This window comes from Mycolicibacterium pallens, from assembly GCF_019456675.1.
Classification (GTDB): Bacteria; Actinomycetota; Actinomycetes; order Mycobacteriales; family Mycobacteriaceae; genus Mycobacterium; species Mycobacterium crocinum.
The window spans coordinates 3520378-3537647 of record NZ_CP080333.1 but is presented as its reverse complement, the minus strand read 5'-3'; the positions used below and the strand labels follow the sequence as shown (position 1 = coordinate 3537647).

The window sequence follows — 17270 nt, the reverse complement described above, 5'->3', positions numbered from 1 at the left end:
CATCGAAGGAGGCCCGCCCTTCTCGGCGGAGCCACACGGGTGGGGAATTTCAGTGAGCGTCAGTGGGGAATTTCAGTGAGCGCGGTCATGCGAAGTCTTACCAAGGCGGATGCCAATATCTGACTCTTTAACCGTCGCGTTAAGGACATGCCGCCTAAGGTCCGCGTCCCCGGAATGTGTAAACAGCCCAGCAAGCGCCGAACTGTGCAGATCGTTAGTCGCTGCCGTCTGGCGGGTAGGACTCTGCGGATACTTCACCATCGGTAAGCCCTCAGCCGCCAGCACTAGCGCCGAACGGGTGAAGTAAGCCGGGTCGTAGGCAACCTCACGAATGTTGTACCGCTTAGCCGCGTCCCTAATAGCCTGCTCAACGTCCAAGACCGGAACCTGCCAACTGTCGTCGTCGCGTGGCTTCTCCCACACCCGCCACTTATCGAAGTGCGGCGTAGCCGAGACGGTGCCAACGACAATCGCGGTGGCGTCGTCGGAATTGCTGGCGTCGACCGCCAACACAACCTCGGCCCCGTCCGGGACCGCCAGTCCGTTGCCAAGCCCGTCCCAGGTATCCGCATCAATGAACGGGTGCTCATTGCTAGCGATCAGCTGACACAGACGCGCACGCCGGTAAGCCGCCTCGCTAGTGGCCGTCTTAGCCGCCCGGACAAACGAATCCATCGCCAGAAAATCGCCGTAAGCCGGATTCGCCAGCCGGATGCAATGCTCACAAAGCTTGTCGTGATCCTGGAAAGCGTCAGCGGAGAACTCGCGCCACACAATGAACTCGTCGCCAAGGTCTCGGTGTAGCTGCCGCCACGTCTGCAACACGCTGCCCTCAAGCGCAGCCGGGGGCGTACCGATGCCCACCAACGTGGACGTAGGCCGCTTTCCCTGAGCCAACATCAACACGTCAACCGTGTCGCTCTTAGTAACGCCGATCTCGTCAACCAGGCAAAGGCTGAAATCAAGCCCCTCTAGCGCCTGCGGCTCAGAAACCAGGCAATCGAAACTGCTGTAAGACGCCGGGATATACATGCGGTCCTTGGTGATCTGCACCCGCGCGTTCAACTCCGGGGACTGCTCCACCAGCGTCCGCGCAATGTTGAAGATGATTCGCGCCTGTTCCTGGCTTATCGCGCACACCACGACGCTCGCGCCCTGGCCGTACGTGAATAGATGAAACACCGCCCACATCGCCAACAGCGACGATTTGCCGTTACCGCGACCGATCATCCAACCGGCCAAACGCGGCTGAGGTTCAGCGTCGATAACCGAACCGACCAGCTCTAGTTGCCAGTCCCGCAGGATCACGGGCTGCCCAGCGCCATGACCTTTGGGTACGCGCAGGAACCGCTTGCAGAACTGCCGGAACCGCTCACTTGGCTTGCCTTGGGGACGCCACGGCAACGGGCTGTCATCAACAGGCTTAAGCCGCACCGGTCACCCCCTATTAAGTTGTATTTGTGCAGTTCAGAGCGTCACCCGCGCTGGTCAATGCATTGACCAATCGGGATTTTGCAGTGAAATCGGTTAGGTTTTGCCGCTTAAGCTGCGGAAACGGCTTTAACGAACGCGGAAACGCTGGCCGATCAAGAAGAGGATCAGGCCGCGTCGGGGACCCTGCCCACCCTTAGCGTTTGTGCTGGTCAGAGCGGTGGCCGGCTGGTTTGCCAAGCGTGCTCAGCCTCTGGCTTGGTTGCCCAGCGTTTTTGTCGCACCCTCGGCGTACCGTAGAGCTATGGAACAGGTAGTTGCTGAAATGGGTTCGGTGTGGCCCGGATACTCGGTGTTGACGCCCGCTGGTTTAAAGAAGGTTGTGCGCGTGGGGCGTACGCCGCATGAGTTCATCTATGAGTTTGAAGATGGAACGCACTTCATTACCGCCAGCGGCATGACGATCACAATCACGCGCGGCTAGCGGACTTGGACTGTGCGCCAGGTAACGAGAGGATCAGATGGCTAACACAAGATTCGACATGGTTAAAGCCTCAGAACTCAAGGTGGGCGACATCATCCGTCTTGATCATGTCCACGACATACAGCGCTGGGGTCCGTTAGCGACTGTTACGGCGGCTGGCGAGGGCTTCATACCGTCCATTGATCACAAGCTTGATTTCGAGCCTTACACGATTGGCTGCGAGCAGTGGATGGATGGACGTGGCCGGACGTTCATCATCCCGACTACTCCCGATACCGAGTTTGCTCGCGAAGTATGGCTTGGCAGTGGTCCTCATCCACCGCTAGGCGGCGCTCCGGCGGCGTCGGCGGGTGATGCTCCCTAGCACCTGTTGGCGCTCGGCGTCGGTACACCTGTCACCTCGCGTTGAGTTGCAGGTACGACACCAGACACGCAAGTTCAGTTCCTCGTAAATAAGGTCAGGCCGCTCTGTCGGGGTGATGACGTGGTCCACCGTTAGATCGGTTGTCGCTGAGCACTTTTCACAGAATGGGCTAAGCCGCCTTAGCTTTGCGCTTAGCTTGCGCCACCGCCAATCTGAGGCGGTACGCCCCTTACGTCCACGTTGGTAGTGGTTGTTGAGTGGGCGTTGGCAGTCGGTGCAGCGTGAGCCGCTAGGGATCAGGCAGCCGCACCCTAAGCACGGTCGATTCACCACTCGCGCGGTGGCCGACCTGCCGCGAAGTCGGCGTGACCCACTAGCAGCTTGCCTACCCGCTCCGCGTCGGCCAGCGGCATAGCGATGGTGTACCGCTCATCGCCTGCGACGACGTGCATCCCGATGTGGGTAATGGTGTCGGCGTAGCCCTCTGCGTAGCGGCCAAAGCTGAACTCATAGTGGTCAGCGGTGATGGTCTGTTCGTGTGCTGGCTGGTGTAGCTCAATCATGTATTCAGTTGTCCTGTTCTGTCTCTAGCAGGTCGATTAGTAGGTTTGTAAGTTCTGGAATGTCGTCGCATGGGATGCTGACGATGTTTATTCGCTCGCTTTTGGATGCGCGTCCGATCTGTATGGAATGCCGGTTTCGGCTTACGTGGATCGGCGCTCCATCTTTAGGCTGGATTTTGTGCGCTCTCATCGGTTGGTTTCCTCTACGCAGCATCGGCAGCCGTGCCGTGGCGCGTAGCACTTGACCGGCTCGCGGCGGGGATACGGCAGTTTTGCCGGTGCCGTCAAGATTTCCGGGCCGGTCTCATTGCCTGTTAGTTGCGTGGTCCGTTTAAGGACTCTAACCACCATGCCCGTAATACCCCCCTGATTTAGCCCGTAAGCCGACAACGCCCGACCGGTAAGGCGATTGCCTTAGATCGGGCACTGCGCTCGTTAGAATTGATTTCAGATCATGCGGTAACGCTTACGCGGCTTCTGCGCTTCCATGATTTCATCGCCCGCGCGCTTGATCTCTTCCCATTCCTCCGGAGACGCCACAACGAATACGCCGCGCTGACTAATGATCAAACCGGTAGACGGGCTGCCGTCTTTGTTCCGACGCTGGTTAACGCTGATCCTGTCCCACTTGCGGACGTTAGGGTTGCTGATCTTCACGCGCATTCCTCCCCGAATCTCTTAAGCCATTCGTCGGACATGTCGGCGAAGCTGGTGAAGGTGTCGCGCGCGTCCGCGTTACTCACGTAACGTACGTGTTGGTCTTCTAAGTTGGTGTTTTCTTTGGTTTTCTTTGTTGCGGGATTTTCCGGCAAGGTGCTTGCGGGATTTTCCGGCAACCCTTTGCGGGTTTTCCCGGCAAGGGTTGGTTGGTGCGTCAGTTCCGCGTGCTCAGCCTCGGTGAACCTCCGCGACACATGCAGCAGGTACTCCCGCCGGTTCCCCGGCAGGTGCCTGATCGCCAGCCAGCGCCGCGCGTCCAGCTCATCTAATGCCTTGCTGATCGCGGCTCGGTCCCGGCCCATCTCTGCCGCGATGGACTTGGCCGAGACCTCGTAGCCGTCCGCATGGGACAACAGCAGAAGCACAACAGAACGGGCCGTGTGGCTCAGCTCTACGTCGCGCGCCAGTTCGTTCGGAATCAACATAAAATCACCCCTGGGCCGGTCGCCTACCAGCTTTATCGGATTGCGGTTACCCACACCCGTACTCCTGTCTGCACGCCTCCCCGCGTGCCGTTGCCTTGCTCCCGCCTAAACGGGCCAACCATTCGATTACTTGCCGTAAGGCTTAGTCGCCGGAGAAACGCCCCACGGACGACGCGCCCACTTCGCCTCACGCATCAAAGATGCGTAACTCACCGGCTCCGGGAGTTCATGCCAATACAGGTTCACTGCCCGGTCGTCAGTGACATCGCCATTCTTACGGGCCACGTCGTACCGCCACACCAGCGCGCGCCCCTGGCGCATGAACACCTGACGCGGCTTAGCCAGGTGCGCCGACGCAACCATGTACCGGCGCGGAACGCCATACGTATTGCCCTCGAAATGCACCGGCACAAGCACACCCTCAGCCGGATGCAGAATGCACGATAGCTTCCATTCGTCGGCGCGGCGGACGGCACCATCGGGGTGAGCCTCGTATCCCCAAACATTAGGGACGGGACGCCAAAGAAATTCGTCGTCTACAATTAAGTCTACATCATTAGCGAACTGCGCATATTCGGTTATTTCCATCGCTAAGCCCACTTAAGCGTTAGCGAATTGCGCGTTAATCCAGTCCTCTACGTCTTGCTTGCGGTACATCACCCGACGACCGATTTTCGCCGCCTTTGGACCGACGCCCTGAGCTTTCCACCAACGCAAGGTGCTTATCGCCTGGTTGCACATGCGTGCGGTTTCTTCAATGCCAATTAGTTCCGTCATTCTATCTGTGGCCCCCGTTCATTGTTCGATTTCCCTACCTGAAACCAACAGTACCCGCGACTTCTCGTCAGCCAAAACATTAGAGGACAATAAGATACGTTCTAATATTTCGTTTGGACGGGTTTTTTGCGTACTGTCAGTTGGTATGCAGACCACCACTCGCACCGCCGTCAAGCGGTCACCCGGCGTCAAGGTTCAAGACCTCTGGTACTCGACAATTAACGGCAGGGCCGACCTCAGCCGCCCGACCGCCCGCAAGGGCAGGGGAAAGCGGTATCGCGTTACGTCCATCGACAACACGGGCAAGATCAGCACCGAACATTTCGCCACGAAACCGCAGGCAGAGGCCCGTCAGAAGGAACTGACGGCCAAGATCGTGACGGGAACCTACGCCGCGCCATCGGCGGGCAAGGTGCATTTCCGTGACGTGGCTGAGGATTGGTACGCAATCAAGGCCATCCGTGTGAAGCCCAAGACGTTGGAGGGTTACCGGTCGCTATTGGACACGCACGTACTGCCCAAGTGGGGGAGTGCGCCGGTCGGAAACATCACCTGGCAGGCAATTCAAAAGTGGGTTGCCGAGCTTAAGAACACCGACACGGCCAACCGTGAGGGCAAGCTTTCGGCGTCTCGAATCTTGCAGGCGTACCACGTATTTCGGGCTGTCCTCGGTCACGCGGTCAAGTCCAAGATGCTTGCGACGAATCCCGCCGCTGATATCGACCTGCCTCGTAAGCCGACGCCGGACCCGCGCTACCTGACGCATGAGCAGGTGGCCGCGCTCGCCGCCGATTGTGGGGAGCATGACGTGATGGTGTTGGTCCTCGCCTACTGCGGGCTGAGGTGGGGTGAGGCCATTGCCCTCACACGCGGTGACGTGGACTTTGAGCGTGGCCGCATCGCGGTCCGTAAAGCCGTCACCCGGACCGACCGCAAATACGTCCTGGGGCCGACCAAGACGCACGAAACCCGGTCGGTGCCCGTGCCGTCCACGGTCCTAAAGCTGCTTAAGGAGCGCATTGAGGACCGGCCAGCCGACAAGCTGGTGTTCCCTGGCTCGCTCGGCTACATGCGGTCGCATGAGTTGCGCCGGGTGTTCGATCCGGCGGTCGCCAAGGTGGGGGAGCCTGGCCTTGTGCCGCATGAACTGAGGCACACATGTGCATCGCTTGCCATCCGGAGCGCTGGTGCATCCATCAAGGCCGTGCAAGCCTTGCTTGGGCACAAGACGGCCACCATGACGTTGGACCGCTATGGCAGCTTGTATGACAGCGACTTGGACGCGGTAGCTGCGCGTTTGGAACTTGAATGTGCGTACCCTGTGCGTACCGACGAGGCCAAGATAGCTGTCTAACTGGACTTGTAGACAGTTTCGAATCCCGTCACTCGCTCGCATGTCGTCACGAGCTGATGCTCACGGCGGCCACTTTCTGCGGCGTTCTGGCCCCGAAAACACCGGGGCCGCTGACCGAAATATCGGCTCGAATCCCACCTGTGGGAAACCCCCACTTCAGCGGATGTTTGCACAGTGAAATTGTCGTCGGGGTAACCGCACCAACACCGCTTTGCAACAGTTCGATAACCCCCCGAATGGCTGGCCCCGTTTCGGTACTTACACGTCTGTAGTTTGCCTGTCAGGCCTCTCACAGAAACGGGGAAATGATGTCTCGGACCACCTCTCGCGTGGCGGCGGTCACTGCCATGGCGACGGCGGGGTTTTTCTGGACGGCACCGCTGTTCAGTCCCCACGCGGTCGCCAACGTCGGCACCCCCGGTGTTCCGTGCATGGGCATTCTCAACCAGGGCATCACTTCGCCGCCTGACCTGTCGCAGGGCATCCCGGGTACGTCGAATTCCCTGTTCACACCCGGTTCGCCGACCGCCGGCGGCCCGGTGCCGCCGGCTACCGTGCCTGGCAGCGTGCACATCCCGCCGGCCAGCGCTCCCGGCTCGCCCGGCATGCCCGGTACCGGCGGCGTGACCGTCCCGCCGGCGTCGGTTCCCGGTGCGCCGGGGACCAGCACCACGCGTGGCATTCCGACTCCGCCCGCGGCGGTGCCGGGGACTCCGCCCGGTGTTGGTGGCGGTGGTATCCCGACTCCGCCCGCCGCGGTGCCCGGCACTCCGCCCGGTGTTGGTGGCGGTGGCATTCCGACTCCGCCTGCTGGTGTTCCGGGGACTCCGCCCGGTGGTGGCGGTGGTGGCATTCCGACTCCGCCTGCTGGTGTTCCGGGGACTCCGCCCGGTGGTGGCGGTGGTGGCATTCCGACTCCGCCTGCTGGTGTTCCGGGGACTCCGCCCGGTGGTGGCGGTGGTGGTATCCCGACTCCGCCAGGAGGTATGCCTCCTGCACCGATCAACGATGGCGGCGGTCTGCCCGCCGCACCCGCCGGAGCCCCCGTCGCCGACGCGGCCGGTGGCCTGCCGGGCGTCGGCGGTGGTGAGGGCGGCGCTCCCGGTGCAGCCGGTCTGCCGGGTGGTGGCGGTGCCGGCGGCGGCTCGGGCGCGGGTGCCGGTGCGGGTGCACCTGGCGCTGCGGTGGCCGACGCGGCTGGTGGCCTGCCTGGCGGTGCTCCGATCTCCGATGCCAACGGGTTGGTCCCGCCGCCGGCGGGCGCCGTGCCTGCCGCGCCGCTGGCCGACGCATCCGGTCTGGCGCCTGCCCCGCCGGCCGCGGCTCCTCCCGTTCCGGTCCCCGGTGGCGGAGCATTCCCGCCGGGACCGCCCGCCGCGGTGCCCCCGGCTGAGGTGCCCGGTGGCGGTGGCGTTCCCGGTACGCCGCCGGCGGCTCTGCCCCCGGGCGGGATTCCCGGTGGCGGTGGGGTTCCCGGTACTCCGCCCGCGGCGGTGCCTCCTGGCGAGATTCCGGGTGGCGGTGGGGTTCCCGGTACTCCGCCGGCGGCTCTGCCCCCGGGCGGGATTCCCGGTGGTGGTGGAGTCCCCGGCACCCCGCCGGCCGCGGTCCCAGGCACTGTTGTGCCCGAATCCGTTGTGACACCGCCGGTTCCGCCGGCCGAGGTGCCCGGTGGTTCGATCCCGGGTTCCGGCGGCACCCCGCCGGCACCGCCGGCAGCAGTGCCCGGTGGCGACGTGAACGGCTCCGTGTCGACGCCGCCGGCCGCAGTGCCCGGCGGGCCGGGCGGCGGAAACAACCTGTCCCTCAACACCCCCGGGATTCCGGCAAATCCGGTGCCCGGCAACGTGGTCAACGATTCGGCGGGAACCCTTCCCCCTCCCGGCGTCTCGATTCCGGGTGTCCCGACCCCCGGCGGCATGATCAATGTCCCCGGCACGCCGTCGGTCACCCTGCCGGGTGTGCCCAGCGCGGCATCCACTCCGGGGATCGTCACGCCGCCCGCCGCGGTCCCCGGTGGCCCGGGAGTCCCGGTGAACGTGAACGTGCCGGGAACCCCCGTCGCGGTCCCCGGTACGCCGGGAACCCCCGGAATGGAGCTCCCGCCGACGCCGCCGCAGGTGATCCCCGGCACGCCGGGAACCCCTGGGGACCAGACACTTCCGACTCCGCCGGCTGCCGTACCCGGTACGCCGGGTGAGGGCACGGGCGGTGGTCTGCCCACTCCGCCGGCCGCGGTCCCCGGCACTCCCGGCGGCAACATCGTCGAGACCGGTTCGACTCCGCCGGCTGCCGTTCCCGGCACGCCCGGTGAGGGCACCGGTGGTGGCTTGCCGACGCCTCCGGCTGCTGTTCCCGGCACGCCGGGTGAGGGCACCGGTGGTGGTCTGCCGACGCCTCCGGCTGCTGTTCCCGGCACGCCGGGTGAGGGCACCGGTGGTGGGTTGCCGACTCCTCCGGCAGCTGTTCCGGGTGGTCCCGGTGGCGGCACCGGCGGCGGTGTGCCGACCCCACCGGCCGGTGTGCCGGGCGTGCCGGTCGGCGAAGGCGGCACTGTTGCTGCCCCGGCCGGAGTGCCGGGCGCGCCGATCACCGACAACGCGGGTGCCGCGGTTCCCGCCGCTCCCATCACTGACAACAACGGTGTAGCCGGTGGCGCGCCGGCCGCCGCACTGTCCGATGCGTCCGCAGCGGCCGGGGCCGCTGGTGGCGGTGGCGGTGGCGCTGGCGCCGGAGCCGCAGGTGCGGGCGGCGCTGTGGGTGCGCCGGTCGCCGACGCCGCCGGTGTCGTCGCGCCGTCGGCCGGTGTGCCCGCGGCGGATATCGCCGCGGCGGCCGCCGGTGTCCCGGCCCCGCCGGGAGCCGTGCCCGCAGCCGCGGATGCCCTTGGCGGTGCCGGCATCCCGACCCCGCCGGCCGCCGTTCCGGGTGGTCCGGGCGGTGGTGGCGGCGCTGGTCTGCCGACGCCTCCGGGTGCGGTTCCGGGTGGTCCGGGTGGCGGTGGCGGCGCTGGTCTGCCGACGCCTCCGGGTGCGGTTCCGGGTGGTCCGGGTGGCGGTGGCGGCGCTGGTCTGCCGACGCCTCCGGGTGCGGTTCCGGGTGGTCCGGGTGGCGGTGGCGGCGCCGGTCTGCCCACTCCGCCGGCCGCCGTGCCGGGTACTCCGTTCACCAACAGCGTGGTGACGCCGGGCACGCCGCCCGCAGCGGTTCCCGGTGGTCCCGGGGGCGGTGGTGGCGCGGGAGTTCCGACCCCGCCGGCGGCGACACCGGGCACGCCCGGCGGCAACCGGATGCCGACACCGCCGACACCCCCGACCGTCCTGCCGGGCGGACCGGGCGGCTACGTCGGGCCCACGCCGGGTGGTCTCGGCAGCCTGATCCCGGCGGCGCCGATCGCCGATGCCGCGGGCACGCTGCCCACGCCGCCGGCGCAGCTGTTCGGGACGATGGCCCAAGGTGTGGCCACCCTGCTGTCGCCGCCGCAGATCACGATCCCCGGCATCCCGGGCTTCGGGATTCCGCTGCCGTCGACCATCTCGGCGCCGCGTGACCTGTTGTGCACGGGCACCGCCTGGTCGGCGACGGCCGGAACCGAAACGGGTGCTCCGGCCGGGGCTCTGCTGGGAACCGAGGTGCCGCCCGCGAACCGGTGGTTCGGCAACTAATCCAGCAGGCTCGCGAAGATGTCCGGGTAGTACAGGTGAGCCAGGAAGTGCCCGCCGGGTCGCTCGTGCAGGGTCGCACCGGGTATCCGGCGGGCCAGCTCGGGCGGCCAGGCGTGGCTCACCAGTTCGTCCTGCTGACCGCCCCAGACGTCGACGGGGATGGTGATCTGTTCCGGGGCGAAGCCCCACGGTCGCATCCACGCCCGGTAGTCCTCCGCGACACCACCGGGGCGGCGCAGGGCCTCGGCGGACATCCGTCCGAACTCGTCGTAGCCCTCGTCCCGCAGCACCGCATCGTCGGCGGCGCCCAGTTGGGCGGCGGCGAGGCGCCCGTAGAGCGCTGGTGCGCGCCGCGCGGCCAGCGCCATCGCGGCGAAACACGGCTTGACCACCCACGGCGCACGTTGTGACAGCCGGGTGTACACCCGGTCGAACGCGGGCAGCTGTGCGAACACCCCCGGCTCGGTCAACGGCAGCGCGCCGGCGATGATCGCCACCCGCCGTACCCGTTCCGGCAGCGCCCAGGCCAGGGCGGCCGCGTACTGGCCACCCATCGACCAGCCCATCGCGGCGCATCGCTGCACGCCGAGCCGGTCCAACAGGTCGGCCACGTCGTCGGCCCAATTCAGGATCGTGCGGCCGGGCGCAGCGTCGGACCCGCTGATTCCGGGACGATCCGGGGAGATCAGCCGGACACCGGCCGTACGGGCGGCGGCGTCGGCGGCGGCCACGTCCAGCCGGCAGGCCAGGCCACCGTGAGCGTTGACGACGACCTCGCCGTCGGGCGCGCCGTACTGCGCGAAACACACCGAACGTCCGTCGCGCAGTCGCACAGTGAGGCTTTCGGCGGGGGCGGGCATCGGCGCTCGCTTTCTCTTCAGCCGGATAGTAGCCCCGCGGCGAATCTCAGATCGGCGACAAGCGCGTCGAAATTCTTCGCCCGTTCCTCCGCAGGCCTGCGCAGAATCGCCGACGGATGCGCGGTGGTGACGACGCTCGGGTCCACGCCGAGGTCCGGTTCGGTGGGCAGATGCAGCTCTTCACCGCGATGCGCGGTGAGCCGAAAACCATTGCCCATCAACGCTTGTGCGGCGGTGGCGCCCATCAGCACCACGACTTCCGGTTTGACGGAGGTGATTTCGGCGAACAGCCAGGGTCGGCAGGCGACCACCTCGGTGCGGCTCGGTGTTTTGTGGATGCGCCGTGTCCCGCTGGGGCGGGTGAACTTGAAATGTTTGACGGTGTTGGTGACGTAGAGGCGTTCGCGGTCGACCTCGGCGGCGGCCAGCGCTTTGTCCAGGAGATTGCCCGCCGGCCCGACGAAAGGTCTACCGCGACGGTCTTCCTGGTCGCCTGGCTGCTCGCCGACCAGCATCATGGCCGCATGGGCCGCGCCTTCGCCGAACACCGTCTGCTCGGCGTCGCGGTACAGATCGCAACCTTGGCAGGTCCGGGCGGCCTCGGCCAGTTGATCGAGGTCGTGCGTCTGCGGCACAAAGGATTGCGCGGTGGACGTCATGGATGCGGCGTACCCGCCTTCACACCGGCTGATGCATCAGCGAATTGACTTGGTGACCTGAGCAAAATTGAACTGCCAGCGTTCGACGATCCGAAAACCGAGCCGGTGGGGGATCTGATAGGCCAATGCCCGTTCCAGCCGCGGGCCGGCGGGCAACGCCGGCCCCTGCTCGTGGGCGGGCCGATGCGTGTCGTGCTCGGACACCGTCCAGAGCGCCGGGCAACCGGGCATCTTGTCGGCCCAGGTCCACACGGCGATGTGCGCGTCCCACAACATGTTTCGGTCGATGCCGGTGGGGCCGCGACCGTAGTCGTGCAGTTTGGCGAACGCGGCGGGACGTGCGGCCGTCAACGGTCGGATCGGTCCCGGTTTCCAGGCGGTCGAATTGTCCATCACGAGGCAGTCGCCAGGTGCGGCATGGCGGGTGATGACGTCGGCGACCTGGCTGTAGTCCATGCCTTCCTTGGCGTAGGGCCCGCGTTGGGACAGATAGTTCGGTGTTGCGACGACCGCGAAGATGACGAGCAGGACGGTGATCGCGACCCGGGAGGAGCGGGCGAGCGCCACGATGCACGCGCCGAGGACAAGCGCCATGGCCGGGGCGGTGAACGACAGATAGCGCGGGTAGTACACCGGATCGCCCAACAGCGAATAGACGAGCACGGCGACGGTGGGCAGCACGATCCAGGCCAGGCTGATCGCGACCAAGCGCCGTGGCCGCCAGCCGGCCCGTCGCCACGACACGAGGCCGGCAACGATCAGCAGTCCAGCCATCACCGCGGCAGGCAGCGAATGGTCGAAGTACTGATCTACCAACATCATTCCGACAGTTCGGGCGCCCAAAGGAGAGATCCAGCCAACCTGGAACAGCTGGGTCTGGGTGAAGAACAGGAACGGTGCGCTCGCCGCGCAGGCGACAACCGTCGCGAGCGTCCAGTGCCATCGGGTCCTTTTCGACGCGCCCATCGCCAGCACCATCACCGCGTGCACCGGCAGCAACAAAACCGAGAAGACGTTGAGCACCGTCGCGCCGGCGGCCATGAGGGCATATCCGGTCCACCACCGCGGCCGGTCGCGGCGCAGTGCAGCCAGGCACAGCACGGTGAGCCAGACACCGGTGACCATCGTCAGCGCATATGACCGGGTTTCGAGACCGGCCCACGTCACACGGGGCAGTAACGCGAAAACGACGCCGGCCGTCACCCCGACCGAACGGGTCGAGAGCCGTCCGCCCAGCGTGACGACACCCGCGGCCGCCACACCGACCGCGATCGAGCTGGAGAGCCGCGACCAGAATTCGGTGGCGGGGAACACGGCGAACCAACCGTGCATGAGCAGGTAATACAGGCCGTGAACGGCGTCGATGTTGTCGAGCATGCGCCACAGGTCGGGCACCGATCGGGTGGAGGCCGAGATCGTGGCGGCCTCGTCGAACCACAGCGACGGCCGCGCCGCGCCTGCCGCGCTGACCACGGTGGCGAACACCGCCACCCATACGGCGTCGAGCGGCCGGGCGGAAGCGGATGGCCGCTCCCCGTCGCTTCTGACTCGTTCGGGCCGAAGGGTGATGCTCACGTGCGTCGTCCGTACCCCTGTCAATTGATGCCCAAAACGTTAACCTGCAGCTCTCCAATACCGTTCGGTGCATCAGTCGATGGCCACTGGCGGAATTTGGAGAGGTTTTGAATTGAGACCTTTGGACATCATTGATGTGGCAGCGCCGACAATCGCGATTCGGATGCGATGTGGATTTGCAATTGCGGTAGCTGTCGGACGGCTCACGCAACTGTCGGGGACGCTATTTTGCCCGGTAGAGTGGCATCGCGCGGCGCGCCGGAATTGCCGCGTGGCGTGAATCGCACCCTTGCGTGGTGCCAAAGCGATAGTGTTCCCGGTGGCGTTGACATTGGAGACTGGAGGGTACGAATGGGCGGTTACAAGACCGTGGTCGTCGGCACGGACGGCTCGGATTCCTCGCTGCGTGCAGTCGACCGGGCGGGCTACCTCGCCTCCGAACCGGGCTCCAAAGTCATCGTGGCGACCGCCTACTTCCCGGCCAACGAAGACACCCGTGCAGCCGACCTGCTGAAGGACGAGGGCTACAAGATGGCGGGCAACGCTCCCATCTACGCGATCCTGCGCGAGGCACGCGACCGCGCCAAGGCCGCCGGTGCAGCCGAAGTCGAAGAGCGCGCCGTCGTCGGCGCTCCGGTAGACGCCTTGGTCGACCTGGCTGAGGAAGTCAGCGCCGATCTGTTGATCGTCGGCAACGTCGGCTTGAGCACGATCGCCGGTCGCCTGCTGGGCTCGGTGCCGGCCAATGTGGCACGCCGGTCCAAGAGCGACGTGCTGATCGTTCACACCACCGGTTAGCCGCCCGGGACAGGGCTACCGCAGACTGGTCTGATGACCCACTGCCGAACCCGACTGTGGGTCGATGGCGAACTGAAGACCGAAGACTTTCCGCTCGAGGAAACGTCGAACCATCTCGCCGAGCGTGGCGCGTTGGTCTGGGTGGATATGTGCAACCCGGACCATGATGTGTTGTGTCAGCTGGCCGGCGAACTGGGCTTCGATCAGCACGCCGTCGAGGACACCATCGCGCACGCCGAACGCACCAAGGCGACCAGGTATGCGACGCACACGTTCATGACCGTCTATGCCACAGCGTTGGCGCCGCCGTTGGCCAACGATTTGGAGTCGCGGCTGTTGCTGGCGCGGGTGTCGATCTTCGTGTTGCCCGCCGGGATTGTCACAGTGCGGCACGAATTAGACTCGCAGAAGCCGGTTTTCGACATCGACGAGGTGGTTCGGCGCTGGGACGAGAACGCCGATCTGCTGAAGATGGGCGCTCCGGCATTGTTGCACGGGTTGCTCGATGTGATCGTGGACGGGCAGTTCGACACCATCCAACAACTCGACGACGCGATCGAAGCGCTCGAGGACGGGTTGTTCGACGACCGGGCGGTGACGCGCACGATTCAGCGCTCGACCTACCGGCTGCGTAAGGAACTCGTCGAGTTGCGGCGGGTGGTGCTGCCGATGCGGGAAGTGATCAACACGATCATGCGTCGCCGTGCCGAGCGCGGCGACACCGTCGAACTCGACAGCTGGTACTCCGATCTCTACGACCACGTCATCCGCGCGGCGGAGTGGACAGAGTCGTTGCGCGACATGATCACTACGGTGTTCGAGACCAACCTCTCGCTGCAGGACGCGCGGCTCAACACGATCATGAAGAAGCTCACCGGCTGGGCGGCGATCATCGCGGTACCGACTGCGGTGACTGGGTGGTACGGACAGAATGTGCCGTACCCGGGATTTCAGAGTGTGGCGGGCTTCGTATCCAGCGCGGTCGTCATCGTCCTGATGTCAGCGCTGCTGTACGTCGTGTTCAAGCGAAAAGGCTGGCTCTGAGGCGTCAGACACGCAATGCGGTGAACGGCGCAAAAGGCAGGTTGCGCACGACGAACCAGACGGCCACCAACGCCAGCGCCACGTACGGGGCCCATCGATGGTGTTGCCACCCGATGATCGGCCGGCCGGTGGCGCGACCGTAGGTCCAGGTGCCGAAGGCGACTGCGAGAAATCCGAGCGCCACCAACCCGAGCGCGTTGAAGCGGACCGCTGCCAGCAGGTCGCCGTGCAGTAGTGAATAGATCATTCGCAGAGTGCCGCAGCCCGGGCAGTCAACGCCCAGAAGGGCTTTCGTCGGGCAGACGGGAAGAATGCCGCCCGGTGTGGTCGGGTCGCCGATCCACACGGTGGCGCACGCGCCCGCCGCCAGAGCTCCTACGAGAAGCGGCGGGCCGAGGCGGGCGAGGCGACCGTCGGCCGCCTGCCCAGCCTCGGTGGAAATCACGACGTGGTGGTGTCGGCGTCCATGTTCATGACGCCGGCAGCAAACAGGATGATGTAGATCACGAGGATGACGGCCCAGATGATGACGCTCCAGATCACCCACTTCTTGGCGGCCTTGGCCGATGCCTCCGCTTCGGCGTACTGACCCTGCACCCAGAGTCCATTGACCTGAGCGGCTTTCACGATCGCGACGATGCCGGTGATCGGGAAGCAGAAAATCGTCGCCAGGATGGCGAGAGCCAGGTTGTTCTTCGGCTGTTGAGCCGGGGGTGGGGCATAGCCTGGGGGTTGCTGAGTCATCGACGCCTCCGTATTTTCTGTCTGAGTTAGGGGGCAAAGCGGTGCATACGCTACCGGATGAACCCCCTGTACAGGGGGCATCATTTCGGAAGTCGTCGGCGGTGTTTCCGGTCGACACGACATTTTGCCAAGTTGTCACTTCGGGGATTGCCGTTTCGGATTTCGACACCTGTCGGTGGTTTAGGCTCGGCCGAGGGCGGCCTGATATGCGGAGGAGACGCCGATGAAGGTTCGATTGCTGAGTGTTGTTGGTGCAGTTGGCATTGTGATGGTCGGTGGGGTGGCTTGTTCGAAGGATGACAGCTCCGGTGACACCACCACGGCATCGGCGACAACGCCAACCGCGGGCACGACGACGTCCGCGGCGGCCACAACGACCACCGCCGCGGCCGGTGGGTCCGGTGCAAAGGTGACCGTCGACGGGCAGGCCAAGCAGCTCGACGGACCGGTGGTCTGCGCGACGACGGACGGCAAGTTCTCGATTGCCATCGGCGACGTGATCACCGGCGTGATCGTCGGGCTCGAGCAGGACGCGTCGAAGGTCCGTGGCGTCGGGCTCGGAGATGTGAACGGCGTGGTGCTGAACTTCACCGACGGGGTGCCCGGCGATACCGCCACCGCGACCAAGGACGGCAACACCTACACCGTCAAGGGCACCGCCAGCGGGTCGGACTCGGCAGGCAAGCAGGTGAGCAAGCCGTTCGAGGTCGTCGCCACCTGCCCCTAGCCGGCTGCTCCCCGCATCTGACTGAGCACGCGGACAACGACTTTCGAGGCCAGCCACAATGCCACCTGGTCGTCCTCGGAGACGGTAGGCATCCACTCGGCGATGCGCTGCTTGCGCACTTGCGCGCGGGCATCCCAGTTCTGCTTGCCCCCCTCGCTGAGCATGACCTGCGAGGCGCGGCCGTCGTCGGGGTCATCCAATCTTTCCAGCAGGCCCTGTCGTTCCAGGCGCTGAACCAACTGGGTCATGCCGGACTGGCTGGCGCCCTCGGCGGTCGCCAACGCCGTCACTCGCATCGGACCCTCGTGGGAGAGCCGATTGAGCACCAGCGCCGCGCTGGCGCTGAGATCGTCGCGGTTGATCAAGTATCGCCACAGGGTGTCCGTTGCGAGTGCCACCATCTCGGAAACAGCCTCGACACCGTCAGCAACCGTTAACTCCATGCTTATTTATATCACTGGAGTAATGCACTGGGAATAATCAGCGAACCTTCAGCGTTCGCGCAGCCCTGCCGAAATCACTGCGTGTAGACGCACAGGAAACCTCAAGGTGGGAATGTGCCGCATGGCTTGCAATCACCAACTGCATTCTGCATAGGATGCAAAAGTGGGGCAACGGGTGAGCGGCCGGTCGGTCTTGGCCAGAAGTTGGTTACCTCTGGTGGTCGTCATCGCGCTGGGTATCGGTGCGTTGTCCATGTGGAAGGTGCATCAGTCCTCGGCGCCGGGACCGGTTCTGGCGGTCAATCCGCCGCAGGCCCCTGAGGAGTTCACGCCCAAAACGCTGACCTACGAGCTGTCCGGAGACCTCGGCAGCAGCGGCATGCTGGACTACATCGACATCGACGGGCATCCCCACGAAGTCGATCTCACCGAACTGCCGTGGACGCACACCGAGAGCACAACACTGACTGTTGTGTCGGGGAGCATCTCGGCGCACGTACACGGGTCGCACGTCGCGTGCCGGATGCTGGTGAACGATGTCGTCCGCGACCAGCAATCGGCCGATCGCGAGGACGCCGACGTCACCTGCCGGGTGAAGTCCGCGTGAGCGCACATCAGGCCAAGCGCCCGTTCTTCG

The 17270-nt window shown here is 65.2% G+C and carries 21 protein-coding genes; 8 read left to right on the top strand and 13 right to left on the bottom strand.

All coding sequences use genetic code 11. The features are described from left to right. Window positions 1-72 precede the first annotated feature (72 nt). Window positions 73-1308: a terminase large subunit domain-containing protein gene (locus K0O64_RS17370; RefSeq protein ID WP_225933478.1), complete on the bottom strand. Its 1236-nt coding sequence runs from the start codon at window positions 1306-1308 to the stop codon at window positions 73-75. 427 nt (window positions 1309-1735) lie between these two features. Between K0O64_RS17370 and K0O64_RS17365 the strand changes: the two genes are divergently transcribed. Together K0O64_RS17365 and K0O64_RS17360 are read left to right on the top strand one after the other, a co-directional pair. Next, a complete protein-coding gene (locus K0O64_RS17365; RefSeq protein ID WP_096311651.1) occupies window positions 1736-1915 on the top strand; it encodes a hypothetical protein in 180 nt (59 codons plus the stop codon). 37 nt (window positions 1916-1952) lie between these two features. Next, window positions 1953-2279 (top strand): hypothetical protein, encoded by a 327-nt coding sequence (locus tag K0O64_RS17360; RefSeq protein ID WP_164519989.1) that lies wholly within the window; start codon window positions 1953-1955, stop codon window positions 2277-2279. On the opposite strand, the gene K0O64_RS30310 is transcribed toward K0O64_RS17360, so the two are convergent. The 6 genes from K0O64_RS30310 to K0O64_RS17330 all read right to left on the bottom strand — a co-directional run bounded on the left by K0O64_RS30310 (window position 2238) and on the right by K0O64_RS17330 (window position 4764). Next, window positions 2238-2609 (bottom strand): HNH endonuclease, encoded by a 372-nt coding sequence (locus K0O64_RS30310; RefSeq protein ID WP_225933477.1) that lies wholly within the window; start codon window positions 2607-2609, stop codon window positions 2238-2240. The genes K0O64_RS17360 and K0O64_RS30310 overlap by 42 nt on opposite strands. Then, window positions 2606-2842 carry a hypothetical protein gene (locus K0O64_RS17350; RefSeq protein ID WP_096311650.1) on the bottom strand — a complete coding sequence of 79 codons (237 nt, stop codon included), beginning with the start codon at window positions 2840-2842 and terminating at the stop codon, window positions 2606-2608. Before K0O64_RS17350 ends, K0O64_RS30310 begins: the two co-directional genes overlap by 4 nt. Before the next feature lie 447 nt (window positions 2843-3289). Next, the gene (locus K0O64_RS17345) at window positions 3290-3499 is read right to left on the bottom strand and encodes a hypothetical protein (protein ID WP_125477452.1); all 210 of its coding nucleotides are present in this window, start codon (window positions 3497-3499) and stop codon (window positions 3290-3292) included. After that, on the bottom strand, window positions 3496-4041 hold the full coding sequence (locus K0O64_RS17340; protein WP_217353534.1) for a MarR family transcriptional regulator: 546 nt from the start codon (window positions 4039-4041) through the stop codon (window positions 3496-3498). The genes K0O64_RS17345 and K0O64_RS17340 overlap by 4 nt, the downstream gene beginning before the upstream one ends. A gap of 72 nt (window positions 4042-4113) precedes the next feature. Next, complete coding sequence (locus tag K0O64_RS17335; protein ID WP_096311647.1) at window positions 4114-4575, bottom strand: hypothetical protein; 462 nt, start codon at window positions 4573-4575, stop codon at window positions 4114-4116. Between the two features lie 12 nt (window positions 4576-4587). Then, window positions 4588-4764 carry a helix-turn-helix transcriptional regulator gene (locus K0O64_RS17330; RefSeq protein ID WP_096312898.1) on the bottom strand — a complete coding sequence of 59 codons (177 nt, stop codon included), beginning with the start codon at window positions 4762-4764 and terminating at the stop codon, window positions 4588-4590. A gap of 145 nt (window positions 4765-4909) precedes the next feature. Between K0O64_RS17330 and K0O64_RS17325 the strand changes: the two genes are divergently transcribed. Together K0O64_RS17325 and K0O64_RS30180 are read left to right on the top strand one after the other, a co-directional pair. Further along, window positions 4910-6118 carry a tyrosine-type recombinase/integrase gene (locus K0O64_RS17325; protein WP_164520095.1) on the top strand — a complete coding sequence of 403 codons (1209 nt, stop codon included), beginning with the start codon at window positions 4910-4912 and terminating at the stop codon, window positions 6116-6118. A 308-nt stretch (window positions 6119-6426) separates the two neighbouring features. Continuing rightward, window positions 6427-9783, top strand: a complete 3357-nt coding sequence (locus tag K0O64_RS30180; RefSeq protein ID WP_220045609.1) for a hypothetical protein — start codon at window positions 6427-6429, stop codon at window positions 9781-9783. On the opposite strand, the gene K0O64_RS17315 is transcribed toward K0O64_RS30180, so the two are convergent. Genes K0O64_RS17315 through K0O64_RS17305 form a run of 3 tightly spaced genes read right to left on the bottom strand, consistent with a single transcriptional unit; the run spans window position 9780 to window position 12877 of the window. Further along, on the bottom strand, window positions 9780-10643 hold the full coding sequence (locus K0O64_RS17315) for an alpha/beta fold hydrolase (protein ID WP_096311645.1): 864 nt from the start codon (window positions 10641-10643) through the stop codon (window positions 9780-9782). The two genes, K0O64_RS30180 and K0O64_RS17315, sit on opposite strands and share 4 nt — an antisense overlap. Window positions 10644-10660: 17 nt before the next feature. After that, the gene (locus K0O64_RS17310) at window positions 10661-11302 is read right to left on the bottom strand and encodes a UdgX family uracil-DNA binding protein (RefSeq protein ID WP_096311644.1); all 642 of its coding nucleotides are present in this window, start codon (window positions 11300-11302) and stop codon (window positions 10661-10663) included. Window positions 11303-11338: 36 nt separating this feature from the next. Then, a complete protein-coding gene (locus K0O64_RS17305) occupies window positions 11339-12877 on the bottom strand; it encodes a glycosyltransferase family 39 protein (RefSeq protein WP_096311643.1) in 1539 nt (512 codons plus the stop codon). A 351-nt stretch (window positions 12878-13228) separates the two neighbouring features. Here K0O64_RS17305 and K0O64_RS17300 point away from each other — a divergent pair, with 351 nt between their 5' ends. After that, entirely contained in the window at window positions 13229-13675 is a 447-nt protein-coding gene (locus K0O64_RS17300) for a universal stress protein (RefSeq protein WP_071943832.1), read from the top strand. A 33-nt stretch (window positions 13676-13708) separates the two neighbouring features. After that, window positions 13709-14719 carry a magnesium transporter CorA family protein gene (locus tag K0O64_RS17295; protein WP_071943834.1) on the top strand — a complete coding sequence of 337 codons (1011 nt, stop codon included), beginning with the start codon at window positions 13709-13711 and terminating at the stop codon, window positions 14717-14719. Between the two features lie 4 nt (window positions 14720-14723). Here K0O64_RS17295 and K0O64_RS17290 read toward each other — a convergent pair whose 3' ends face one another. Continuing rightward, the gene (locus K0O64_RS17290) at window positions 14724-15164 is read right to left on the bottom strand and encodes a DUF2752 domain-containing protein (protein WP_083542591.1); all 441 of its coding nucleotides are present in this window, start codon (window positions 15162-15164) and stop codon (window positions 14724-14726) included. Beyond that, window positions 15161-15463, bottom strand: coding sequence for a CD225/dispanin family protein (locus K0O64_RS17285; RefSeq protein WP_071943837.1), 303 nt, complete (start codon window positions 15461-15463; stop codon window positions 15161-15163). Before K0O64_RS17285 ends, K0O64_RS17290 begins: the two co-directional genes overlap by 4 nt. A gap of 223 nt (window positions 15464-15686) precedes the next feature. Here K0O64_RS17285 and K0O64_RS17280 point away from each other — a divergent pair, with 223 nt between their 5' ends. Then, window positions 15687-16190, top strand: coding sequence for a lipoprotein LpqH (locus K0O64_RS17280; RefSeq protein WP_071943840.1), 504 nt, complete (start codon window positions 15687-15689; stop codon window positions 16188-16190). On the opposite strand, the gene K0O64_RS17275 is transcribed toward K0O64_RS17280, so the two are convergent. Continuing rightward, the gene (locus K0O64_RS17275; protein ID WP_071943844.1) at window positions 16187-16633 is read right to left on the bottom strand and encodes a MarR family winged helix-turn-helix transcriptional regulator; all 447 of its coding nucleotides are present in this window, start codon (window positions 16631-16633) and stop codon (window positions 16187-16189) included. The two genes, K0O64_RS17280 and K0O64_RS17275, sit on opposite strands and share 4 nt — an antisense overlap. A gap of 163 nt (window positions 16634-16796) precedes the next feature. On the opposite strand from K0O64_RS17275, the gene K0O64_RS17270 reads away from it, so the two are divergent. Then, complete coding sequence (locus K0O64_RS17270; protein WP_071943847.1) at window positions 16797-17240, top strand: MmpS family transport accessory protein; 444 nt, start codon at window positions 16797-16799, stop codon at window positions 17238-17240. Window positions 17241-17270: the final 30 nt, after the last annotated feature.

Coding starts and splice junctions, on each gene's coding strand:
- K0O64_RS17365 (WP_096311651.1), top strand. CDS start 1,736: ATGGAACAGGTAGTTGCTGAAATGGGTTCGGTGTGGCCCGGATACTCG.
- K0O64_RS17360 (WP_164519989.1), top strand. CDS start 1,953: ATGGCTAACACAAGATTCGACATGGTTAAAGCCTCAGAACTCAAGGTG.
- K0O64_RS17325 (WP_164520095.1), top strand. CDS start 4,910: ATGCAGACCACCACTCGCACCGCCGTCAAGCGGTCACCCGGCGTCAAG.
- K0O64_RS17280 (WP_071943840.1), top strand. CDS start 15,687: ATGAAGGTTCGATTGCTGAGTGTTGTTGGTGCAGTTGGCATTGTGATG.
- K0O64_RS30180 (WP_220045609.1), top strand. CDS start 6,427: ATGTCTCGGACCACCTCTCGCGTGGCGGCGGTCACTGCCATGGCGACG.
- K0O64_RS17335 (WP_096311647.1), bottom strand. CDS start 4,575: ATGGAAATAACCGAATATGCGCAGTTCGCTAATGATGTAGACTTAATT.
- K0O64_RS17315 (WP_096311645.1), bottom strand. CDS start 10,643: ATGCCCGCCCCCGCCGAAAGCCTCACTGTGCGACTGCGCGACGGACGT.
- K0O64_RS17285 (WP_071943837.1), bottom strand. CDS start 15,463: ATGACTCAGCAACCCCCAGGCTATGCCCCACCCCCGGCTCAACAGCCG.
- K0O64_RS17295 (WP_071943834.1), top strand. CDS start 13,709: ATGACCCACTGCCGAACCCGACTGTGGGTCGATGGCGAACTGAAGACC.
- K0O64_RS17330 (WP_096312898.1), bottom strand. CDS start 4,764: ATGACGGAACTAATTGGCATTGAAGAAACCGCACGCATGTGCAACCAG.
- K0O64_RS17275 (WP_071943844.1), bottom strand. CDS start 16,633: ATGGAGTTAACGGTTGCTGACGGTGTCGAGGCTGTTTCCGAGATGGTG.
- K0O64_RS17350 (WP_096311650.1), bottom strand. CDS start 2,842: ATGATTGAGCTACACCAGCCAGCACACGAACAGACCATCACCGCTGAC.
- K0O64_RS17310 (WP_096311644.1), bottom strand. CDS start 11,302: ATGACGTCCACCGCGCAATCCTTTGTGCCGCAGACGCACGACCTCGAT.
- K0O64_RS17300 (WP_071943832.1), top strand. CDS start 13,229: ATGGGCGGTTACAAGACCGTGGTCGTCGGCACGGACGGCTCGGATTCC.